The following is a 22,952-nucleotide window of genomic DNA, read 5'->3' on the forward strand; positions in this document are numbered from 1 at the left end:
TTAAATGTTCTGGCGGCTAAAACCGGGCCGGTGCCTCCATTCCAGCCATCTTAACTCCCGTAAGTGCCGAGGCCTCCACGGTGAGCGCCCTGAGGTCATCCTTCTCAAGTTTGCTCACGTCAGTGTTACCCGCCTGCTGTGTGAGCATGCACACCTCCTCTGTCATGGCCTCTATGTACCTTGCAACATTTTTACCTGCCTCAACATAGTCAAGGCGCTTCCTGAGGCGTGGGTCCTGGGTTGCAATACCCTTCCTGCAGGTGCCTGTGTAGCACATCTGGCAGACACGGCAGCCAATTGAGACAAGTGCCGCTGTACCGATGTAGACTGCATCCGCGCCAAGTGCGATGGCCTTTGCAACGTCAGCCCCGCTCCTTATACCACCTGCTGCAACAAGGCTCACCTCATCACGGAGGTTGACTTCCTTGAGGGCCTCATCGGCCTCCACTATGGCTGCTATTGTGGGTATACCTGAGTGCTCGGTTACAACGTCAGGCCCTGCACCTGTACCTCCCTGCATACCATCAACCACGACTATATCGGCCCCTGCCTTTGCAGCTATCTTCACATCATCGGCAACACGGCCAGATGTGAACTTGACCATTATCGGGACCTTCCAGTCGGTTATCTCACGGAGCTGGGATATCTTCATGCTGAGGTCCTCTGGCCCGACTATATCCATGTGCCTTGCCGGGCTCAGTGCATCGGTACCCTCAGGTATCATCCTTATCCTTGAAACCTCCGCTGTTACCTTCTCTGCAAGCAGATGTCCACCCATACCTGACTTGGCACCCTGACCTATCTTGATCTCGATGGCCTCTGAATTGTTGAGGTACTCTGCAGAGACACCGAAGCGTCCTGATGCATACTGTGCAATGAGTTTTGAGGCGTATTTACGCTCCTCAGGGAGCATTCCCCCCTCACCTGTGTTTGTGGCTGTGCCTGCGAGGGTTGCACCCATTGCAAGGGCTATCTTGGCCTCCTTGCTGAGGGCTCCAAAGGACATGGCGGCTATCATGATGGGTGTGTTAAGTTCAAGGGGGTTCTCGGCGAACCTGTCACCCAGGACCACCCGGGTATTGCAGGGCTCCCTGTACTTGTCTATGGGCGGTCTTGAGACCTGGGCCGGTATTATCACAAGGTCGTCAAAGGTGGGTATCCTCCTCACTGCACCGCAGCCCCTGACCTTGTAGGAACCCTCCCTGGATTTCCTCTGTATCTCAAGCAGGTCAGTAAATGACCATACATTCCTCCGGTCCTCGGGTACGGCGTTGACCTCTATTGCATTGTTGGGGCACATCTCCTCACAGATACGGCACCCCACACAGTTTTCATGCCTCAGGGGTACCGGTTCCCCGTTTATTATCTCGTAAACATCGTGTGGACAGTTGTTATAGCATGAGTAGCAGTTTGCACAGAGTGACTCGTCCCGGTTATCACACATGTACCAGCAGCAGCCGGGACGGTCAAAGTTCCTCTTACATACATCTTCCTTTCTCTCAACCTTAAAAGGCATCTTTAACCCCTCTTACTCCTTTAATACCTTCAATATCGGGCATACTGAGTACTTGGTACCTGCAGCCCTCACAACATCCTCCGGATCATCTGCCAGTACAGGTACGGGTTTCCATGGCATTGCAGGGTCCCTGTCAACCACCAGTGCCCCGTCAACGATTCCCTCCCTGAGGGCATAGATCAGGAGTGCGGTTACAACACCACCATCCTGGCCCCTGAACATTGGGGCCCTTGCAGAGAGTATCTCAGTGTACTCCCCCAGGGGTTCGGCCGCGGACTCGTGACTTATTATGCTGTCGGGTACGTAGGTCCTTGGGCATGCCACGTAGCATGCGTTGCAGCCCTCGGGACATTCGCCCTTAATGTCGGGTTTTCTGTCTTCTATCCTCACGATACCCTCCGGGCATGACGCCTCGCAGGCCCCGCAGAGCACACATGCGCCAACATCGATGACGTCAGACTTAAGGTCATCGAACTGGTAGTCCTTAATTTCCTCAAGGTAGAGGTCCCCGGGCATCACCCGCCAGTAGAGGACGGGCCTTGCAACTGATTCCCTTCTCTGTATCTCCTCAAGGTTCTCCTCCTTTTTACCTGATGCAAGTTTTTCAAGAAGTTTGAGGCCCTTCCCTGTTATGGGTGCTGTCTCAATGTATCCTGCCTTTGCGGCCCCATCAACCAGCTCTCTGCCCCTCTCTGTCCTTATTATGAGTGTTGACCACCCCTGGGGTGAGCCCACAGATCCCACTGAAACGTCTGACTGTTCTGATGTGAAGTCCATGCACACAGAGCAGTTCTTTCTCATTGCGGATCTGGCCCTTTCAAGTGGTATGGATACTGTGCTTCCATCGTTGAGGTGGAACCAGAGCCTGCCCTTCTCTATCCTGCACTCTGAAACATCCCTGAGGTCAACACCCTCCTCCTCTGCAAGTTCCCTCAGGTAGGTGTAGGAGAAGTTCTCCATGCAGAAGAGTCCGATTCTGAGTTCAACAGGGAATTCCCCGTTATATTCCTTCATCAGTGTGGCTGCTGTTATCTGGCAGGGTGTTCCGACCATTGCATATCTGCTCATTATCCTTCCTCCGATTCTTCGCCATAGAATGGCCTTTTGCTTCTTGGGACAATCTTTCTGAAGGAATGGTATTCCTCATCCTCAAGTTCAAATCCGTATTCTGAGAGGATACCTCTGAGTTCCTCTTCCTCCTCGGGGGTTATGTCCTCAACCTTTGCGTTCTTTCCAAGGCTTTTTATTTCTCCACCAACGTATATCGTTCCCCTTATGATGGACTCCCCGGCGTCCTCTGCAAGGTCCCCCAGGACTATTATGCGGCCGCCCATCATGAATAGGCCTGTCATGAAACCTGAGTTTCCACCTATGATGATGGTTCCGTTCTTCATTATCTCTCCTGTCCTTGAACCTGCGCCCTTCCTTACAACGACTGTTCCGCCGTAGATTCCCTGTCCGACTCCGTCTCCAGCGGATCCCTCTATTATGACCTCACCTTCTGTCATGTTGTCTGCAGGGAACCATCCTGCGTTACCATTTATCTTAACCCTTGGGCCGTGTATCATTGTCGCGGCGAAGTATCCGGCTGAACCATCTATTATGAGCTCCACGTCCTCTGTGAGTCCCGCGCCGATATAGTGCATGGCGTTGGGGTTTTTAACCACTATCCTGTCGTGGTCCTTTGCCAGGCTCTTTATGGTCCTGTTAACCTCCCTGGGGGTTTTTGATTCTGCATCAACTACTGCTTCCCTCATCATATCACCCTATATCTCGTATACCCTGACCTCGCCGGGGGATATCTGTTCAACCTCGGTTGTATCCATGACCTCCCTCAGGGAGACCTCCTCTGATGCAACCGCGAATACCTCATCGTTCTCTGCCATCACCCCTGGCCTGAGGCCGAGCTGGTCCTTTGCTATCCCCACGCCGCTGGGTGTTCCGACTATGTATGAGAAAGGTCCGTCCATGTCCTTCACTGACTGTTCAAGTGCCTCCTCCAGGCTGTAGCCTGATGCCAGTTTATCTGCAACGTAGTGGACTATGCATTCTGTGTCGTTGTTTGTCTCGAATATGTGTCCCTTCCTCTCAAGGGGTTCCCTTATCTTCCAGTAGTTGGTTATCTGGCCGTTGTGTACCACGGTTATGTCAGGGATGATGTAGCTCTGGAAGGGGTGTGCATGGTACCTGTCAACTATGCTCTCTGTTGAGAACCTTGTGTGGCCTATGGCATGTGTGCCCTTCTTTGACCATGTGTCGTAGCGGTCTGCTATTTCAAGTACAGATCCCACATCCTTTATCATTTCAAAGGAGTGGCTTCCATTGAGCACTATGACATCCTCTATCCTGTCTATCTCCATTATGAGTGGTTTGAGCTGTGAGAATGATTCAAGGGTGATCCTGCAGCGGTATATTATGTAGTTCTCAACTGATGGGATGACCTCATCCTTCCTTATGGGGCTCACCGTTTCAACTGTTTCCTTGACCCTCTCAAGAAGCCCCTTCTTTTCTTTAACCTCAATGTTAAGGAGGTACTCGTTCTCCTCAAGACCAAGACCTCCATAGATTGAGAATCCCGCTGAGTCGGGGCCCCTGTGCTGCAGCGCATGGAGCATCCTCGTCATGTCTGCCCCGACATTGTGAATTTTACCATCCTTGTAGACCACTCCTGCTATTCCACACAATTCAATACCTCCTTTATAAAGTATTCGTGAAGTCCCGTGTCCTCCCCCAGTTCAGGGTGGAAGGCAAGTGCAAGGTTGCAGCCCTCCTTCACTGCGATGATCCCTTCATCGATTCTGGACAGTACCTCGGCCCCCTCACCCACTTCGACGGCAGCTGGCGCCCTTATGAATATTCCATGGAATTTTCTTCCAAGTATCTCTATGTCCTCCTCAAAGGAATCCTTCTGCCTTCCAAAGGCGTTTCTCTTAACCTTCATGTCTATGAGTCCCAGGAGGGGCTGTTCATAGTCTGTTTCCCTTGCAAGAAGAACCATCCCGGCACAGGTCCCCATGACCGCTTTGTTCTCGGTGAGGATAACATCCTTTATCCCTGTCTCCTCCATGAGTTTACCGATGACGGTGCTCTCACCGCCGGAGATTATTATTGCATCTACAGCTGATGCATCCTCCGCTGTTCTCACCTTCACTACCTCTGCATCCACATCCATCCTCTCAACTGCCCTCCGGGTCATCTCGAGGTGCTCGGAAACATCGCCCTGAAGATCAAGAATGCCTATCCTTATCATGGTGTCTCCTTTCAGTTTTTTTGATTAGGTTTTTGGCACATGACCATATAAATATACCGGAAAAGTGTTGCCGGTTATCTCTGAACCCTGACCCGGCAGAATCTCAGTGTACAATGTTCAGAAACCAGGTCTTGAATTAACTTATAATTGAACAGTTATATAAATATTTCCATGGTGCCTCTAAAAGGGTTCCATAAAACCATGGGTACTGACCTGAAGGATAAACGGCGCCATTGGGTCCTGCTGCCAGTGCAGGTCCAGCCTTATGGGTACTGACCTGAAAGATAACCAGCGCACAATGGGACCCCCCTGAAATGAAAATGGGTGGATGAAAGAACCCTCACCCTGAAAAGCCCGTGATCAAGCGAAAAAACCAGCAAGACTAAAGTGGGAATTCCTCATCCAGAAACTCCATAACCTTCATTGTGGAGTTTCTGACATGGTTTGCAGCCTCTCTGAAGGCTTCCCTCTCATCCCTGTCCATTAGGACTGGCACAACACCCTCTATACCATTCTTACCGAGCTTCACCGGCACACCCAGGCACACGTCCCTGATACCATCAATCTCGCCCTCCATTAGGGTTGAAACCGTGAGTATCCTCCGCTCATCATTCAGTATCGTTGTAACTATGTTGGAGATGGCGAAGGCAGGACCATACTCGGTGGCCCCCTTCCTGCTTATGATGTTGCTACCTGCATTGATAACCTTCTCTATGGTCTTCTTGAGGTCGAACCTCCGGTAACCGGAGAAGTAGTCCCTCCTTGCATAGTGCTCAATGGGTATACCCCCTATTGATGTGGAGCTGATAAGGGGGACCATGTAGGGGCCGTGCTGCCCGATAACCCTGGTGTGAACCTCACTAACATGGACATTGAAATGCCTTGCCATGTAATTCTTCAGCCTGAGGGAGTCGAGGTGGTTTCCAAGGCCAAATACCCTGCTGGGATGAAAACCCGAATACTTGAGTGCAACGTAGGTCATCACATCAACAGGATTGGTCACCACAAGTATAATTGAATCCGGGGCGAATCTGGCAATCTGTCTTGCATACTCGGCAACGATAACCCCATTCTGGAACGCAAGGTCATCCCTGTCCATATCAGCGGTTCTGGGAACACCTGCAGTTATAACAACTATCCTTGAGCCATGGACATTTTCTATGTCAGCAGAGTTCTCCAGTTTAACCGAAACCCCCTTGGCTGCAAGGGCATCGCTCATATCAAGGACCTCTCCAATGTTCTGCTCAAGGCTCTCCCTCCTTGATATGAGGTGCAGTGTCTTCACAGCCTCCTCCTCTGCAAGGCACAGTGCCGTTGCCCTTCCAACACGCCCTGTTGACCCAATTATACTTACCTTCAAAAATCACTCCTCCTGGTGAGTTTCAAGGTAGCTGAGGGCGACCTTTCTTGCAAATCCTGTCCCGGTCTCTGCCAGTTTCTCCATCGCTTCTCTCACCCGTTCACCACCTATCTGCTCAAGTGACCTTGCAGCACCACTTCTCACAAAGCCACTGTCATCCTCCAGGAGTTCAATGAGTGGTTCAACAGCCCTCTCATCCCTGAAGTTCCCTATGACCCATGCGGCAGCACCCCTTATCTTCCAGTCGTCACTTGAGAGGCTCTCAAGGAGGGGCTCCACTGCCTCTTCACCCATCTTTGCAAGGGCAGTTGATGCGTCCCTTCGAACCCATTTATTCTCATCGGCCAGGGCCTCTATGAGGGGTTCTATGGACCGGGGATCCCCAATCTTACCAAGTGCCGCCGCGGCCCCCCTCCTCACAAACTTGTTATCATCGTCGAGGGCCTCAATGAGCTGTTCAACCGCTGGTTCACCTATCTCACTGAGGAGTTCAATAACCTGAACCCTCATGAGTTCATCGTCTTCCCTTAACTGCTCAATGAGCCTCGCAACGTTTTCTCTCCTCTGCATGTTATCACCTGTTATATTCGTTATGTTCGCATGGATACATAATACTTATCCTGGAAAACTGGTGGGCTGAAGCCCATGGATTTTCATGAATTGTATCTTACAGTGATCAAACAAAAAAATACGGCTAAAAAGGTCATGAGTGCAGGTAAAGTAAGGAAGAAATGAGGTTCAGGTCCTGGTGAGGGTATTTATGATCTTCATTGTAACCTTCTCAGCATCTTCAAGTCCAAGTGCCCTGAACATCTCAAGGGCCTCCTTAAATACATCGTAGAGATTTTCACGCTCATCAATAAGGAATAAGAGAACTCCAAGGATCACGAGGGATACCGCAAGCCCTGCAGAATCTCCACTCTCCCTGAATATCCTGTTGGACCTTTTAATGAACTTCAGGGCATCATAGAGCTCACCCTCCTCCATTCTGTAGCGACCTATCAGAAGATTGAGAAGGGCCTCCGTTGGGCGGTCACGTATAATTGTGGCAGACTCCAGATTGGAATCGAGGGTGTCTATGTCACGGTCCTCCCAGCACTTCCCGTATGATTCAAAGGCGTCAATGATACCCATGAGGTCATCTGCAAGTCTGAAGATTTTCTGGGCCTCAGATTGAATGTCTGTGGACTGTGAATCGTGCTGGACGGGTTCAGGTTCAGTATCATCTGAACTCAGTGCCTCCCTTATCTTACCCGCCTCATATATCTTATCCCTCAGTTCATCTGCAACCTTGCTGTTGATCTCAGAGTATATTGAGAGGGCCTCTGAGTAGCATTTCATTGCCCTGTCAAATTCCCGCTGAGCCATCAGGGAGTCCCCCAGGAGTTCAGAGGCATATGCGACGCCTTCAGAGAATTTGAGTTTCCTGTAGGTTTCAAGGGCCTCCTCAAAGCTTCCCACTGCCCTCTCTGTTTCCCCCCTGTCAAGATAGATGACCCCTATATCTATGAGAACCTCAGCCTCATGTTCCTGGTACTCGTGAAGCTTCTTCTTGTAGTGTCTGAGTGCGCTTTTATCATCCCTCAGGGAATCAAAGATACTGAGAACGTTGAGCATGAAAAAATTCCCCCCAATTGGGTATACTTTTATCATAGCATCCTTAAATATTATACCATCTCACATGGAATCTGCATTCATGGAATTAAACTTAAGGTGTTCAGATGTACAGGATAGCAGTTATACCCGGTGATGGTATCGGTAAGGAGGTTATGGAGGCCGCCCTCCACGTCCTTGGGGGACTGGACCTTGAACTGGAATTTGTGTATGCAGAGGCAGGTAATGAGTGCTTCATGAAGTGCGGTGAAACCATACCAGAGGAAACAGTGAAACTCGTCAGAAGGTCTGATGCAACACTCTTTGGTGCAGTTACAACCGTGCCCGGTCAGAAGAGTGCCATTATTACATTGAGGCGTGAGCTTGATCTTTTTGCGAATTTGAGGCCTGTGAAGTCCCTTCCGGGTGTCCCGTGCCTCTACCCGGACCTTGACTTTGTCATAGTGAGGGAGAACACTGAGGACCTCTATGTGGGTGATGAGGAGTTCACCCCTGATGGGGCGGTTGCAAGGAGGATCATAACACGCCCTGCTTCCAGGAGGATAAGTCGATTTGCCTTTGATTATGCTAAGAGGGAGGGCTGGAGTCGTGTGACCGCGGTGCACAAGGCCAATGTCCTTAAAAAGACCGATGGAGTGTTCAGGGAGGAATTCTACCGGGTGGCATCAGACTACCCTGAGATGGAGCCAGAGGACTACTACGTGGACGCCACAGCCATGTACCTCATAACACAGCCCCAGGAATTCCAGGTCCTGGTCACAACAAACCTATTCGGGGACATACTCTCAGACGAAGCAGCAGGACTCATCGGAGGACTTGGACTGGCACCATCAGCAAACATAGGAGAAAAAAACGCAATATTCGAACCAGTCCACGGATCAGCACCCCAGATAGCCGGAAAAAACATAGCAAACCCCACAGCCATGATACTCACAACAGCACTCATGCTAAAACACCTCAACAAAACACAGGAAGCACACAAAATACAGGAAGCACTGGAAAGGACACTGCTTAAGGGGGTAATGACACCTGACCTTGGGGGGAGTGCCAGTACCATGGAGATGGCCAAGGCCATAAGAGGGGAATTGGATGGATAATCCAAGGGTTACTTGGTTATCATAGTCCCAATACCCTTCTTTGTAAATATTTCAAGTAGAAGTGAGTGCTCAACCCTTCCATCGATTATATGGGCTGATGAGACACCATCATTTATGGCCTGTATGCATGTGAGTGTCTTGGGGAGCATCCCCCCCTTCACTATACCGCTCTTTACAAGGTCGCTGAGTTCATCAACACTCACCTTCCTTATGAGGGTGTCGGGATCTGAGGGGTCCTCCAGTATTCCAGGCACATCTGTTAAGACTATAAGCTTCTCTGCCCCTATACCCGCTGCAACCTCACCTGCAACCGTATCTGCATTGAGGTTCAGTGTGTTGGCGTTCCTGTCAACACCGATGGGTGATATCACAGGGATGTAGTTGTTATCTGTGAGCATGTTGATTATGCTTGGGTCCACTGATTCAATTTCACCCACAAGTCCAAGGTCTATCTCCCTTCTCTCACCTGTTTCACTATCCTTAACAACATGTGGCGCCCTCTTTTTTGCAAGGAGAAGGTTGCTGTCCTTACCTGACAGTCCTATGGCCCTTCCACCATGGTAGCATATCTTTGAGACAATGCTCGTGTTTATCTTACCCACAAGGACCATCTTGACTATCTCCATGGTCTCCTCATCTGTAACCCTGAGGCCCTCTATGAACCTTGGCTCCTTGCCCATCTTGTTCATTGCCCTTGAAATCTCAGGGCCGCCTCCATGGACAACCACCGGCTCCATGCCCACATACTTCAACAACACAGTATCCCGTGCGGTTGAGTCCATTGCAGCCTCATCTATCATGGCGTGGCCGCCATACTTTATCATTATCTTTTTCCTGTGAAACTTCTTGATGTAGGGGAGTGCCTCCACCAGAATGTTAACGGTCTTCATTCAAACACCCTTCACCACAATATAATACATCAATTTAAGTAGTATACTCAGCATTTATCCTCACATAGTCATAGGTGAGATCACAGCCGTATGCAGTTGCCGATTCACTGCCGGTGTTGAGGTCAACAGTTATCCTTATCTCATCATCACCCATTATCCTCTCTGCAAGTTCAAGTTCAGGTGTACCCTCAAAGGCCAGGACATTCCCCTCCTCAACTATTCCCACAGATCCGCTCTCAGATTCGAGTGTCACACTTATCCTATCGGGGTCAAATTCTGCACCTGAATATCCTGCAGCTGCAACTATACGTCCCCAGTTTGGGTCGGCCCCAAATATTGCCGTCTTAACGAGGGATGAACCTGCGATTGCCCTGGCGGCCCTCCTTGCATCCTCCCGTGTCCTGGCATTCACAACATCGACCTGGAATGACTTGGTGGCCCCCTCACCGTCACGTGCCATCATACGGGCAAGTTCCCTGCAGACGACCCCAAGGGCCTCAGTGAAGTTATCATCTATCCTCCCTGATCTGCAGGTTGATGTCATTATAACCATGTCATTGGTGCTCTCATCACCGTCCACTATGAGCATGTTGAAGCTGTCGTCAACAGCCCTCCTGAGGGCCTCCCTGAGCTCTGAAGGTGATGCATCAACATCAGTTGTTATGAAGGAGAGCATGGTGGCCATGTTTGGGGCTATCATACCTGAACCCTTGGCAACCGCCCCTATACGGGCGGTCTCACCGCCTTCAAGCTGGAACTCCACCGCAACCTCCTTGGGGAATGTGTCTGTGGTCATTATTGCAGATGCAAGATTTCCTGAGGCTTCAGGGGAGTTTTCAAGTTGATCTGCAGCCCTTCTTATGAGGGATCCTATCTTCCCGATGGGCATCCTCCTTCCTATAACACCAGTTGATGCAACAGCAACCTCACCGGCATCCACCTGGAGGGATTCTGCTGTTACCCTGGCCATCCTGAGGGCATCATCCATCCCGTCTCTTCCTGTGAAACAGTTGGCGTTTCCACTGTTTGCAACTATGGCTGAAATTCTGCCGCCCTCAAGGACTTTCTCTGTCAGTTTAACAGGTTCTGCCCGGACCCTGTTGGATGTTAAAACACCCGCTGCAGTTGCGTTTCTGGTGACGATAAGCCCAACGCCATATTTACCTTCGCGGCAACCTGCAGCGAGCACTCCATCAACAGCGCAGACCCCTCCTTCAATAAACCTGATTTTCACAGTATCCACTCCTACCAAAAAAAGTTCAGTGGGATCCCCTCAGAATGTTGTATTGTTGGAGGACCCCTGGTTGCTGTTAACAACATTGACTTCCCCGTAACTGTTCTGGGCTTCCTCCCTGCCGCGCTCCTTTATCCCGTTGAGGGGCAGGTGGTTGGTGCTGCTGGGGGAGAGCTGGACATCACTGGATGGAGTATCGTTAATATCCACTGCAGTAATATTATCGTTGGAAAGACCTATAACAATGCCCAGACCTGACCCGCAGCCAAATGCTATGAGGGAAATCAGGAAGCTAACAATAATTTTAGCCTCGGTTTCAGGTCTCATTTCAATTCCCCTTATTATTATCTTGAAGTACCCTTAAATAACTTTCCTTTTCATGCCGTGGCAGCATAGATAACGGCAAGGAGGATTGCGATAAGACCAAACTCCCAGTGCCCCATATTCCAGCCAAGGAAGGTGGCCACGAACACAAATACGAACACCAGGAGCGCCACAGACTTCCTATGCATCAGAAAGTCAATAACAGACCTTGTGAAGGGTGAGGGGATAAAGTAGCCGTATATTCCATCTGCAACATCAAATATCATGATTGATGTTGGGTTCCAGAGCTTTATGCTGTCTGCAATCTGGGCCCTCTCACCGGCCTCCCGCCTGGTCTTTCCGATACCCACCCTTATGTTGGCTCCGTTGTCCATTGCATGCCATGCGGAATCTATCCCCGCCCTCAGAGCCATGTCCTTTGTGGGAAAGTTTGCTATGAGGTCGTCCCCACCCTCACGGTAACCCTCGATCTTTCCCCTGCAGTCATTCTCCATGTAGGCCTTTATATCGTTCATTATCTCAACAAGGCTGTCACGGCCAAACCGCTCTATGAATCCTGTTGAGTCGATCATGTCAATGAAGAGGTAGTTGTCACGGTATGATGGGCTGCCTGAGAGCGGTTCGAATTCACTGGTGAATATTATGGCAAATTCACCTCCCAGCTTTGTGAAACCAACACCCGGAACCTCACCTATCTCCCTGTTGAGGTTTATGGCCCTCTCAATTGCCGCGGCCCCCGTCATTCCGGCGGCGGCCCTGACATTTATCCCCCTTTTGCTCCCTGCGCCTATCAGTTTTATGGCGACCCTTATAGCGTCGTTCTTGGAGAGGAACCTTGCGAGTATCTCGCTTGAACTCTTCTCTATGATCCTCCCCTTCTCCTTCTCTATTATGGACACGAATTCATCCATTATGCGTCCGCCGTTGAAGACCTCAATGTAGAGGTAGCGGTCGCTTCCCATTATTATGTTGCTGAGGAGCGCATACTCGTCAACCCTGTTCTCTGCAGGTTTGAGTTCAATGAACTTTCTGTTCTTGGGGATGTTGTCGGTTCCAAGTTCCCTTGTGAGGTTATCGAAGATGTTGCTGGTGTTGATATGGGCCCTTTCTATCTCTATGAGCATCGTCTTTGTGTAGTTGAGCATGTCCACGTATTCCCTTTCTGTGCTGTTGGTGGGCATGTACTTGGTCCCGATACTCAGAACCCTGTGTCCTATGAAAAATCCCAGTATCTTCCTTAGCAGATAATCCATGACCATCAATCATTGCCTCCCTTTTCAAGAACCACATCGAATTCCCCTGGCTTCTCAAGCAGCATGCTGGGTTTAACAGATACTATGGGGAACCTCCATGATCCTATCCTGGCTGCGATTGTGCTTGCTATGTTCCTTGAGTTCTTCTTAACAAAACTGTAATCATGATCATTTATGGTTATGTTAACGTTGTAGGGGGCCTCCTCCATGACGTCCTCAGAGTACATTATGTTCAACTCAAATGTGCCTGGTTTCAGGAAGAGGTCGTTCCTTACAGCCACCAGGGGGGCGTGCTCCAGTTTGAGCCTGTCACCAACCGTTACAGCAATGTTACCTGCGTACTTCACCGCCTCCCTGTAGTCCCTGGGGTGCACCAGCACGAATATTATGTAGTTGCTGGTCCGCTCCACCTCCTCCACCATGCTCATGAACTTCTCAAAGAGGGGGAGCTTCATGAATATACCCTCAAGCTTGGGTTCAAGACCCTCCTCCTGACTCCTGCTTATCCTGTCAATGGCCTCCTTGGCTATGGCTATCCCGCTTAGTTTCTTGCCCCTTTTGGCCTTATATGAGTCTATCCTCTTTTTCTCGAATTCCTTGAGGGCCTCGTTACAGATTTTCTGGAGGATGTTCTTAACCTTCTTTGGCTTTCCAGAGGTCCCTATGAGGATCCTGTCATCCCTGAATGTGTAGGGTATCCTCCTGCTGTTTATGTCCTGAAACTCGTCCTTGTACTCCCTGAATACATCATTTGAGAGTATCTTGGCATCTTCCTCCTCTGCCATCTTGAGTATGAAGTGATCAGCCGTGGTACCTGAGGGAACCTGCTGGAATTTCCCCTCCTCAAGGAGTTTCCTGAACTTCTCCTTATCATCTATCTCATGTCGCAGGGATGCATCGGCAATTATAACAGGTTCATAGCCGAGTTTTTCAAGCTCCTCTGCCGCTGACAGTATATTCTCTATGCATGGCCTATCATCGTCGTTTTTCCTTGAATGGGCGACGTTCGATGCATCTATAATTACCCTCAAGTAACCACCTGAATGAGATTATTCCCGCAGGCTGTGGGATGCCAGTTCAATCCTTTCTCCCTGAACCTGGTTGAGAACTATTCTTATAGAATCCTCAGTAATGTAATATGTATTATATGAATTAATATCTTTACCCCTCAGTTTAAGGGATGAAACCGTCCCGGCGGTTACAAAGAAAGTGTCCTCAACCCTCCAGACATGGGGGACATGCTTGTGGCCCGATATCACAAGGTCAGCGCCCTTCCTGATTATTGAATAGAGTATGTCCCCTGCATCTGCAAGTACGTTCCTCTCACGGCCTGTCTTGGGAACAGGTATTATGTGGTGGTGGAGGGCTATAACCCTGAAATGTCCCCTCTCTGAGGCCCTCTCAAGTTCCTCCTCCATCCAGATCTGCTGGGACCTCCCTATCTTGCCGTAGTCGAGGTCAGGCTCACTGCTGTCAAGTCCTATTATTGTGAGGTCATCCATAACAAAGGTCCCCTTCCTGTACCTGAAGACATCCTCAAAGGTCTCGTTTCCCACATGTCTTGCATCATGGTTCCCTGGAACAAATATGTGGGGCCCCTTGAGGTCGCTGAGGTACTCGGCGGCCTGCAGGAATTCAAGGTAGTAGCCGTTATCTGTAAGATCACCGGTTATAACGGTTGCGTCAGGTTTAAGCTCATTTATCTGTCTTATGGCCTCGAGGAGTATGTCCTCCTTGAAGTTGGGTGCGCCCACATGGAGATCCGAGATATGGGCTATTAAGACCATCAGCTCAACCTCATAATGGCCTCTGCCAGGTCACCCCCGGTTTCCTGAAGGGCCCTGGTGGCTTCTTCCCGGCTTACACCGGTCTGGTTCATGACAAGTTCAATGTCATCCTCGGGTATCTTAACCTCAACTTCAAGGTCACGTTCACGGGCCTTGCCGGTCACCTGATAGGTCTTCTGGCCCATGAAGTCCATGACATTCACGCGGGGATTTTTTATTATGATCTCCTTCTTCTTGAGTTTGATCACAACCTCCTCAACGCCACGGAGGTCCTTCATATCCATTCCCATCTGCTTCATGGCCCTCTGCATCTGTTTCAGCTGCTTCGGGTTCATTCCCATGCCCGGTATCATTTAAAATCCTCCTTTCCTGGTTTTCACTGCCTGGCCATGCTTGAGGTCCATCATCTCCTCGGCACAGAGAAGTGCCCTGCCTGTGGCCAGAAGTTCATCATGAGCATTAACAATTAAAACTTCATCGCCGGCCCTTATATTATTGTCGCAGTCAATTATAAACTTTGCAAATACACTCCTGCCCTCCCTTGCAAATGGTTCAGACTCCTCATTCACGGCCACCCTGCAGCGGGGGTAGGCTGTGCCATCATGAAGTCTCCTGGCACCCTCAGCTGAGAGCACAAAGAGGCCGTCAGATGCCCTCATGGTGCATATCAGTTTCTCCCCTGAGTAGATGTGCCTTATCTTCCCTGTGTTACGGCTCCTCTCAATCCTCACATCATCAGGGAAAAGGGCATCGCCGGCCCCCTCGCCGAACTGGTACTCTGCAATCATCCTTATGCGGTCAAGGTCATCAACATAGGTCTCCACCTCCCCTGAATAGATGTGTGGAAGCTGAAGTCCGAGTTCACTGCAGAGGTCCTCACTGATGATCACATCCCCCTCAAGGTCGAGTATCAGTTCCCTCAGGAAGTGCCTGGCCTCCAGGTCCATGATACCCGGCGCATCGCTCTGGGCAAGTGGGTAGACCTGGTCAAGTTCAAGGGGTATGAGGCCAAAGGGGACGTCCGCAACCACCACACTCCATTCTCCATCAACCTGGGGCTTCATTGAGCGAAAACCACTGATACTGGAGGGTAAACTGGATGAGTAGGGTTTCCTTGATGGGCCTACGATGGCCATCCTTCCCTTCAGGTTTTTCTTAACCCACTGAAGATACCTGTGAACCTCAACACGCCCCAGTGACTCTGGTCCAGTGTAGAAGAATGCTGAGCGTTTGGACCTTGGCTCGAATCTCTCAGAGAGTTCAACGTAAGATGACATCCTCCTGTACCCCTCAAGGAGCCTTGGATGTGCCCTGCATCTCTCCTCAACAAGTTCCATTAGGCTCCCATCATAAATTGCCTGGCGGACCTTCCTTATCTCTGCAAAGCTCACATGGAGGTTGTGTTCAGCTATGAGGTTCCTTCTATCCTCAGCCTCCATCCCGCGAAGCTCAGATGGGGTATAATCCGTGCATACCCGGCATGAGCACGGCATTTCCTGGAGGTTCTCAAGTTTATATGTCCCCTCTGTGCTCAGAAGACGATCATCCTCTGCATAGAGTATGTAGGCCGCCGAATCAAAGAGGTCGCATCCCATGGAGGCAGCGAGGGCAAATATCATTGGATGCCCAGCCCCCATGAGGTGCCTTGGCCTTGATGGTGGAAGTTCTGAAACAGAGGATAGTACAGCGTCAACCAGCTCCCTGTACCTGTAGGACTCCATGAGAGGTACGACGGCACCTATGGGGTGGAGCTCCACCGGGAGCTCTGCAAGCTGTGAGGCGCAGTACCTTCTGAGGTCAGGGTGGGTTGATCCCTGTACAACGGCGTTGAGCATCATCCTCTCCCTGTACTCAAGGGACTCCCTGGCCCTTTGAAGTGTGACTTCAACCTCCTCAAGGGCCCTCCTGTGGCTAACACCAGGCGGCGTCGGTATATCCAGTGATGTGCCTATATCTGTTCCTATCTCATCCTGGAAGCGAACTATTTCATGGTTTTCAACCTCAACGTCGCCGTACTCTGAGAGCTGAAATGACCCCGAATCTGTCATTACAGGCCCATCAAAGTTTATGAGTCCATGAACACCCTTTCTCAGTGCCTCGTCCCTGAGTTCAGGGTTCCTGTAGATTATGTATGCATTGGTTATCACAATCTCAGCGCCGAACCTCTTAACGTCGATTGTCTGCTTACCTGGGTGTATAACAGGCATCAGCGCCGGTGTCCTGACATCTCCATGTTCTGTCCTGAGGATACCTGTTCTTCCCAGGTTGTCCTTTGATCTTATTTCAAACATGAAATCCTCCCGATATTAAACCATTAAACTCATCGAATCCGCTCTGAAAAATATGAAATTACCTTAATGTTAACATTAAACTCAGTGAATCCGCTAATAAATATGCAATTATCAATTCTTATATTAACGCATTGAATCCTCTTTAATATGAAATTTACAGTAGAACACTAAAAACCCGATGAAACTATCCGATTGAATTCTCCTGTATCATCCATCTGAAACTGGCCACTTCCAGCAGTCTCCTCCTCATTGAGAGTATCCTTTCCCTTGATGTTGCCAACCTTTCCTCTCCACAGCCACATACACATTCATCCATCTGTGGGCATATTATGTAGAGTGCCTCCCCTCCCTTCGGATCGGATATGCCCATCCCCTCAAGGTTCCGCCGGACTCTGCGCCCGATCCTGTCCCCCTCAACGGAACCCCCAAGGTAGATCGGGGTTTTAACCGCGGATGATATCCTTGTAACACCACGAACTACCATGCGCTCAATTCTACGTCTCTCAATTATGGTTTCACCATCTGAAGAAAGTGCGGGATCCCTGTAGGGTACCCCTGCATCACTGAGGGCCACCATTCTCTCATCCCTCCAGTCCAGGGGCTCTTTAATCTTTGAGGGATCCATTGAGGCCAGTGTGCCTGCAGATTTCCTTCCAAATACCGGGCCGGCCCCGATATGGAACCCCACATCTATAAGGGCGGATCTCAGGGGAGCCGCGGAGGTGTAGGTTGCAAGGACTCCATCTGGCTTTATAACCCTGGCTATCTGTGATAGAAACTCCACAGTGTAGAGTTCAGGTGAAACCCCTGGACTGAATGCGTCAAGGAAGACGGCATCATAGTATTCAGCCTCAAGTTTCTGGAGCGTCTCCCTTGCATCCCCGCAGTGAACCCGCAGGTTAACCCCAGGGGGCAGTGGGGGAGATGCCCTCATGCCGATGATTCCCATATCCATCAGGCGGTCCTCATAGGCAGCCCTGACAAATTCATGGGATTTTACCGGCGAGGGGACGATAAGGGCCGCTGCCATTGTCTCAGGGGAGACCTCCACCATGTCCACTGTAACCTCACCGGCAGATGTGAATTCAAGGAGCGCCGCTGTATTATACCCGAGGCCAGAACATAGGTCGAGAACCCTGATTTCCTCTGCATCAGGTGGTATCGAGGGCCTTACAAATTTTTCAAAGGACTCTGTTATGGCGCCGCTCCTGGTGTGCATGGCCTCCCCACCGGAATCTGACTCCAGGGTGTATGAGCCATCAGCGGTTCTTATGAAACTATCTGAAAGTGAACGCCATGCTTCAGTGCGCCTGTTTCTCCCATCCTGGCGCTCACTTTCAAAGTAACTTCTAACCGCCCTCAGAACATCATCCCTTGGTGTGAGTATCATGTTAAATGATCCAGTGCATTTTAACTTAAAGTTTGCCCTTCCTATATTCTGGGCCTGTAGGGCACAACCGAGAATCTTACCCTGAATTGGGTTCCATCCTCCATATCCACTTCAAGGTCCCCGTCCAGCTGATCCACAAGGCCACTTACAAGTTTCAGGCCCAGTGAATCAGACTCCTCAAGTACAAAGTCAGGTGGAAAACCCACACCATTATCTGAGATGGTGAGTATGAAATCATCACCCTCTGATTCCAGTTTCACCGTGATCTCGCCCCCCTCACTGAATGCATATTTCACGGAATTTGTGATGAGTTCATTTATTATGAGGCCCAGGGGCACTGCTGTCTCGATGGGGAGAGTCACATCCTTGGCCGAGACATTCAGTTCTATTCCCGCTGCATGGTAGCTGTCCAGGATGGATGATGTGAGCCTCTCAATGTAGCGCCTCATGTCGATGCTGGTAATATCCTCAGATTCATAGAGGAGTTCATGTACTAGGGCCATGGATTGAACCCTGCTCTGAAGGTCCAGGAGGGGTGCTGGGTCCTGGATTTCAGATAACTGGAGGTTTATGAGGCTGGATATTATCTGGAAGTTGTTCTTGACCCTGTGGTGCACCTCCCTCAGAAGCGCCTCCTTCTCCCTTAGGGAGGATCTCAGCCTCTCCTCATACTCCTTTCTGAGGGTTATATCACAGTATATTATAACAACCTCACCTGTTGAAAGCCTGTATATGTACACTTCAAGCCATCTCTCACCACGTTTAACCTCAGGGAGGTGCAGTGGTCCATCCTTCCCAGTCACCCCTTCAAGGGCTTCTCTGATACTGGATTCTGCGATTCCTGGAAGTGCCTTCTCAAGTTCCATTCCCTTCACGTCCCCGCAGACGACACCCTCCATCTCCTCAGCGGCAGGATTCATGGATAAAACCCTGAACCCTCCTTTAAAAGGAGTTAAAGCGATTACCCCTGCATTCATGTTCCTGAAAAGCTCCCTGAACTTCTCCCGGCTCACCCTGAGGGCCTCCTCTGCGAGTTTATGTTCATGTATATCCCTCAGGCCGAATACATAGCCACTGATACCACCATCTCTGCGGATGGGCCTGTCAACGTACTCCACCCACCTGTAGCTCCCATCTGGCCTTTTTATCCTGAATGTTGCCCTGTGCATTTCCTCATCACTCATGATAAGGTCCCTGACATTTTCCCGGTCATCGGGGTGCACGTAATCCAGGAAATCGATGGCGGACCTGTTGATGAGGTGCTCATGGCTGTAACCTGTTATGTTCTTCACTGATGGGCTGAGGTATCTGAAGTTGAAGTCCCTGTCAAATTCCCCGAGGCCATCAGCCATGTGCTCTGTGAGCAGCACAAGGCGTTCCTCCCTCCTTTTAAGTTTTTGTTCCATCTCCTTTATCGGCCTTATATCTGAGCCTGTGAAGAGGAGGCCAACGTGTTCACCTCCACTTCCATGAATGTGACCAGCGGATACAACAACAGGTACCAGCCCATCCCTTGATTTCAGGGCTGACTCCGCCATGGATCCCATCATTTCAGATAGTTTACCCTCAAATTCCATGACCTCATCTATCCTTCTTCCCAGAAGTTCCGCTGCACTGAAACCCGTTAACCTCTCAGCTGCCGGGTTAACGTAGGATATCCTGAATTCAAGGTCTGTTATGATGAGGAAACTGTTCATGCTCCTTACAATGTCCATCGCTGCATTTATTGGACTGAGCACTGGTATGTGAAACCTGAGTACCCCGTAGGCTATTATTGCCACCCCTGCTGCGGCAGCAGGGTTTGTGAGTGATGGGACCTCAATACCCGTAAATGGGAGCATGAAGTCAGTCAGGAACCCAGTTATAATGGGAAGTAGGAGGCCCGTGAAAAGGTAGAGTCCCTGGGTCCTCCCTTTACTGGAGGATGACTTGAGGTGAATCACAACAAGTATAAGTGCAATCAACCCCACGACGAGTCCCCAGATGGTTGAAAGGTCATATGCTGGTGATCTGGATGCTGCGAAGGTCCATCCCCATGGTGTAAGCAGCGGGCCCGCCGTTATGAGGCCAGTTGTAAGCTCAAGGACTGAAAATATAAATGCAGGTACGTAGAGTGCTGCGAGAGTGTACCATCTTCTCATTCTTCCCGTGAATATCATTACCATATGGAGGATCACAGGAACCACAAATGGCCAGAGGAACCCCATTCTGACCCAGAGGGCTGCCATCCCATAGGATTCTGAGATGTAAAGGCCGAAATCTGTGAGTGAAAGGTATGCGACAAGTGCCGAAAAAGCAAGGAGTGTCCTGTTGAAACGGCTCTCAGGGTTCTTCACAAAGATGTATATTCCAGATAGGGTTGCAGTCACAAAAGCAGTGATTGAAATCAGGGCCAGTGGATTCATGGGACCACCCGGGTATTATTATCACTATTTATCCATCATAGATATATAGTTAAGGAAAGTGAATCAATCCATGGAAGTGAGACGTGGGTTTTATGAGGATTCTAATAGTGTCAGATTTCTTTGTACCCCATTACAATGGAGGAGGGGAAAGGCGATACTTTGAAATTGCAAGGAGACTCGTAAGGAGGGGACACGAGGTTGACGTGATTTCCATGAGAATTCACGGTGTCCCTGATCATGAGGAAATTGAGGGTATCCATGTGCATCATGTTGGCCCCAGAATAAGGAAGCCTCCCATCAGAAAACCCCTTGACTTTATGAGGTTCATGCTGGCTGTATTCCTATGGATATGCAGGAATGATTATGATATAATAGACGCCCAGACATACTCGCCGCTCCTACCATCCCTACTTGCAGCAAGACTTCGTGGGATCCCAATGGTTGCAACCATCCATGATGTGAGCTCCTCCAATGGAGACCAGTGGTTACAGTCATCAGGGCTGGCATCAATCCTCGAGAGGATCCTCATGAGGCTACCCTACGATGGCGTCATCACGGTGAGCAGGAGCACTGCATCTGCGCTGATGGAACTATATGGTAGATCCCCCGAGGGTATACATATCATTCCCAACGGCGTGGACCTTGAACTTATTGATTCCACGTCCCCCACCAATGGGGAATACATAATATTTGTGGGCAGACTAGCCCCACACAAACATGTCGACCACCTTATCGAAGTCTTCAAGGCCCTTGGAACTGAGTTCCCAAATCTGAAACTTGAGATAATTGGGGATGGAGTTGATAGAACCAGGCTGAAAAGAATGGTTGATGAATATGGGATCAGTGCAAGGGTGTCATTTCATCACAACCTGAGCTACAGGGAGGTCATATCCCGTATTAAAGGGGCAAGGGTGCTTGTCCTTCCCTCAACAAGGGAGGGCTTCGGGATGGTTCTTGCAGAGGCGAACGCTTGCTCTGTGCCTGTTGTGGCATACAGGTCAGGAGGCGTTGTTGAGGTTATAGATGATGGCGAAAATGGATTTCTTGTTGAAGCCTATAATAAGAATGTTCTATATGATAAAGTAAGACTTTTGATTTCTGATGGTAAACTAAGAAATAAAATGGGATTTTTAGGTAGAAAAAAGGTTGAAAAAAAGTTCATATGGGCTAATATTGTTTCTCACATAGAAAAAAGCTACAGTTTGTATTTCAAGACTTGAATAAACCTTTTTTAATGCATAGTTCCGCTAACAGATTTTAATAAAGCAAGTAAAGCATCTTAGATAGGGCTAATATCACCTACGATTTTAAAATTGAAAACGGTGCCTGTAAATTAATGATCTCATGCTTGAATATAAAAAATGAAAAATATATTCATTCCAGGATAGATCTATATACATTTAATGTTTTTTCAATCATGTTTTCCAATGAATGTTCACGAGCAAACGCCAGATTTTTTTTAGTGTTACATTCATAACTTCTATCCATTAAAACACTTTTCAAATTTGAAGGTTCAACAACAAATGTACGTTCTTTCACATCTCGCGGAATTATTGCATCTGATAATGTTATGACTGGTTTTCCACACGCCATAGCCTCAACTATAGGTAATCCATATCCTTCCAGGAAACTTGGAAATACAAACAAATCAAGAGAATTATAGAAGTCGCATAACTGACTATCCGCTAAAAATCCCAAAAACTTTATTCTTTCATCATTTTTGCTCATCTGCTTAAGCTTATTTTCTTGAGGTCCTTTTCCTGCAATTAAGAGTTCTGAATCTTCGATATCAGCATCCAGAAATGCCTTTATAAGAACATCTATCCTTTTTCGTGGCTCAAAATAGCCTAGAGTGCCTATCCTATATTTATCACCCTCTTTTTTATTAAGTGGCTTTAACCCACCAGCTATCGCCTGCCTCACCACATTAATTTTATCTTCATCGATATGGAAACTATTTAATAGATCTCTGGCTGTTTCTTCACTTACCGATATAATAGACTCGCTATTAGTAGCCATTTTACACGCCAATTTAAAATATTTTGAACTCAAAAATTCTTTAATTGAATTAATTATACCTCCTTTTGACATGTTTGGATAAATTATTGGAATTAAATCATGAAAAGTGACAACTGAATGTGGCCTTCCAGATACCCAAAGAGCTTCCATAGGTGAGCAAGCATGAAATATATCTGCATCAGATGAAATCTTGAGTGGTATCTCAAGGCTCGTGTAGACAAAATAGCCCAAATCACTATGCAAAAGACTAGAATCCTGACTTAAATATTCTACATCAAAACCCTTGTTTACAAGCGCTTCAAGTAAATTCATAGAATATCTTCCTATGCCTGCATTACGCAAATCAAAAAACCGCGAAATTAAATAAATCTTCATTTTTTTACACCTACAAAACAATTTTGTTCTCGGCACCCAATCTGACAATATCGACACAAACTGATGGATCAATGTCCATCACACAAAAGTGAAAATGGATTAATAAGGTTTGCAATACATATTTAACCATTCAAGATGATGTGGTTA

The 22,952-nt window shown here is 48.9% G+C and carries 21 protein-coding genes; 2 read left to right on the forward strand and 19 right to left on the reverse strand.

Going from position 1 to position 22,952, the window contains the following annotated elements:
- Positions 1–16: 16 nt before the first annotated feature.
- From FVF72_RS01320 to FVF72_RS01355, 8 genes are all read right to left on the reverse strand, one after another.
- Positions 17–1,516: a glutamate synthase-related protein gene (locus FVF72_RS01320; protein ID WP_147670998.1), complete on the reverse strand. Its 1,500-nt coding sequence runs from the start codon at positions 1,514–1,516 to the stop codon at positions 17–19.
- A 12-nt stretch (positions 1,517–1,528) separates the two neighbouring features.
- On the reverse strand, positions 1,529–2,584 hold the full coding sequence (locus FVF72_RS01325) for a Coenzyme F420 hydrogenase/dehydrogenase, beta subunit C-terminal domain (RefSeq protein ID WP_147670999.1): 1,056 nt from the start codon (positions 2,582–2,584) through the stop codon (positions 1,529–1,531).
- A complete protein-coding gene (locus FVF72_RS01330; RefSeq protein ID WP_147671000.1) occupies positions 2,584–3,273 on the reverse strand; it encodes a GXGXG domain-containing protein in 690 nt (229 codons plus the stop codon). Before FVF72_RS01330 ends, FVF72_RS01325 begins: the two co-directional genes overlap by 1 nt.
- A gap of 9 nt (positions 3,274–3,282) precedes the next feature.
- Entirely contained in the window at positions 3,283–4,200 is a 918-nt protein-coding gene (locus tag FVF72_RS01335; RefSeq protein WP_147671001.1) for a glutamine amidotransferase family protein, read from the reverse strand.
- The gene (gene pdxT, locus FVF72_RS01340) at positions 4,188–4,766 is read right to left on the reverse strand and encodes a pyridoxal 5'-phosphate synthase glutaminase subunit PdxT (protein ID WP_147671002.1); all 579 of its coding nucleotides are present in this window, start codon (positions 4,764–4,766) and stop codon (positions 4,188–4,190) included. Before pdxT ends, FVF72_RS01335 begins: the two co-directional genes overlap by 13 nt.
- A gap of 382 nt (positions 4,767–5,148) precedes the next feature.
- The gene (locus FVF72_RS01345) at positions 5,149–6,126 is read right to left on the reverse strand and encodes a malate dehydrogenase (RefSeq protein ID WP_048175039.1); all 978 of its coding nucleotides are present in this window, start codon (positions 6,124–6,126) and stop codon (positions 5,149–5,151) included.
- A 3-nt stretch (positions 6,127–6,129) separates the two neighbouring features.
- Positions 6,130–6,696 (reverse strand): HEAT repeat domain-containing protein, encoded by a 567-nt coding sequence (locus tag FVF72_RS01350; protein ID WP_013295458.1) that lies wholly within the window; start codon positions 6,694–6,696, stop codon positions 6,130–6,132.
- 168 nt (positions 6,697–6,864) lie between these two features.
- Complete coding sequence (locus tag FVF72_RS01355; RefSeq protein ID WP_255503761.1) at positions 6,865–7,743, reverse strand: lipopolysaccharide assembly protein LapB; 879 nt, start codon at positions 7,741–7,743, stop codon at positions 6,865–6,867.
- Positions 7,744–7,847: 104 nt separating this feature from the next.
- Here FVF72_RS01355 and FVF72_RS01360 point away from each other — a divergent pair, with 104 nt between their 5' ends.
- Positions 7,848–8,837 carry a 3-isopropylmalate dehydrogenase gene (locus FVF72_RS01360; protein ID WP_147671004.1) on the forward strand — a complete coding sequence of 330 codons (990 nt, stop codon included), beginning with the start codon at positions 7,848–7,850 and terminating at the stop codon, positions 8,835–8,837.
- An 8-nt stretch (positions 8,838–8,845) separates the two neighbouring features.
- On the opposite strand, the gene argB is transcribed toward FVF72_RS01360, so the two are convergent.
- The 10 genes from argB to FVF72_RS01410 form a co-directional block, all read right to left on the reverse strand.
- Positions 8,846–9,727 (reverse strand): acetylglutamate kinase, encoded by an 882-nt coding sequence (gene argB / locus FVF72_RS01365; protein ID WP_147671005.1) that lies wholly within the window; start codon positions 9,725–9,727, stop codon positions 8,846–8,848.
- A gap of 34 nt (positions 9,728–9,761) precedes the next feature.
- Positions 9,762–10,955 (reverse strand): bifunctional ornithine acetyltransferase/N-acetylglutamate synthase, encoded by a 1,194-nt coding sequence (argJ, locus tag FVF72_RS01370; RefSeq protein WP_048176471.1) that lies wholly within the window; start codon positions 10,953–10,955, stop codon positions 9,762–9,764.
- Between the two features lie 45 nt (positions 10,956–11,000).
- Positions 11,001–11,288: a hypothetical protein gene (locus FVF72_RS01375; RefSeq protein ID WP_013295453.1), complete on the reverse strand. Its 288-nt coding sequence runs from the start codon at positions 11,286–11,288 to the stop codon at positions 11,001–11,003.
- A gap of 50 nt (positions 11,289–11,338) precedes the next feature.
- Positions 11,339–12,544 (reverse strand): hypothetical protein, encoded by a 1,206-nt coding sequence (locus FVF72_RS01380; protein ID WP_147671969.1) that lies wholly within the window; start codon positions 12,542–12,544, stop codon positions 11,339–11,341.
- On the reverse strand, positions 12,544–13,569 hold the full coding sequence (locus FVF72_RS01385) for a hypothetical protein (RefSeq protein WP_013295451.1): 1,026 nt from the start codon (positions 13,567–13,569) through the stop codon (positions 12,544–12,546). Before FVF72_RS01385 ends, FVF72_RS01380 begins: the two co-directional genes overlap by 1 nt.
- A gap of 18 nt (positions 13,570–13,587) precedes the next feature.
- Positions 13,588–14,325 (reverse strand): metallophosphoesterase, encoded by a 738-nt coding sequence (locus FVF72_RS01390; RefSeq protein ID WP_013295450.1) that lies wholly within the window; start codon positions 14,323–14,325, stop codon positions 13,588–13,590.
- Positions 14,325–14,678: a nascent polypeptide-associated complex protein gene (locus FVF72_RS01395; RefSeq protein WP_048175019.1), complete on the reverse strand. Its 354-nt coding sequence runs from the start codon at positions 14,676–14,678 to the stop codon at positions 14,325–14,327. Before FVF72_RS01395 ends, FVF72_RS01390 begins: the two co-directional genes overlap by 1 nt.
- On the reverse strand, positions 14,679–16,616 hold the full coding sequence (tgtA, locus tag FVF72_RS01400) for a tRNA guanosine(15) transglycosylase TgtA (protein ID WP_147671006.1): 1,938 nt from the start codon (positions 16,614–16,616) through the stop codon (positions 14,679–14,681).
- 184 nt (positions 16,617–16,800) lie between these two features.
- Entirely contained in the window at positions 16,801–18,006 is a 1,206-nt protein-coding gene (locus FVF72_RS01405; protein WP_147671007.1) for a tRNA (5-methylaminomethyl-2-thiouridine)(34)-methyltransferase MnmD, read from the reverse strand.
- Between the two features lie 41 nt (positions 18,007–18,047).
- Complete coding sequence (locus FVF72_RS01410; protein WP_147671008.1) at positions 18,048–20,411, reverse strand: PAS domain S-box protein; 2,364 nt, start codon at positions 20,409–20,411, stop codon at positions 18,048–18,050.
- A gap of 92 nt (positions 20,412–20,503) precedes the next feature.
- Here FVF72_RS01410 and FVF72_RS01415 point away from each other — a divergent pair, with 92 nt between their 5' ends.
- Positions 20,504–21,631, forward strand: coding sequence for a glycosyltransferase family 4 protein (locus tag FVF72_RS01415; RefSeq protein WP_074358674.1), 1,128 nt, complete (start codon positions 20,504–20,506; stop codon positions 21,629–21,631).
- A gap of 154 nt (positions 21,632–21,785) precedes the next feature.
- On the opposite strand, the gene FVF72_RS01420 is transcribed toward FVF72_RS01415, so the two are convergent.
- Positions 21,786–22,805: a glycosyltransferase family 1 protein gene (locus tag FVF72_RS01420; RefSeq protein ID WP_074358673.1), complete on the reverse strand. Its 1,020-nt coding sequence runs from the start codon at positions 22,803–22,805 to the stop codon at positions 21,786–21,788.
- Positions 22,806–22,952 lie beyond the last annotated feature (147 nt).

The sequence above is a fragment of the Methanothermobacter sp. KEPCO-1 genome, from assembly GCF_008033705.1.
Lineage (GTDB): Archaea > Methanobacteriota > Methanobacteria > Methanobacteriales > Methanothermobacteraceae > Methanothermobacter > Methanothermobacter marburgensis.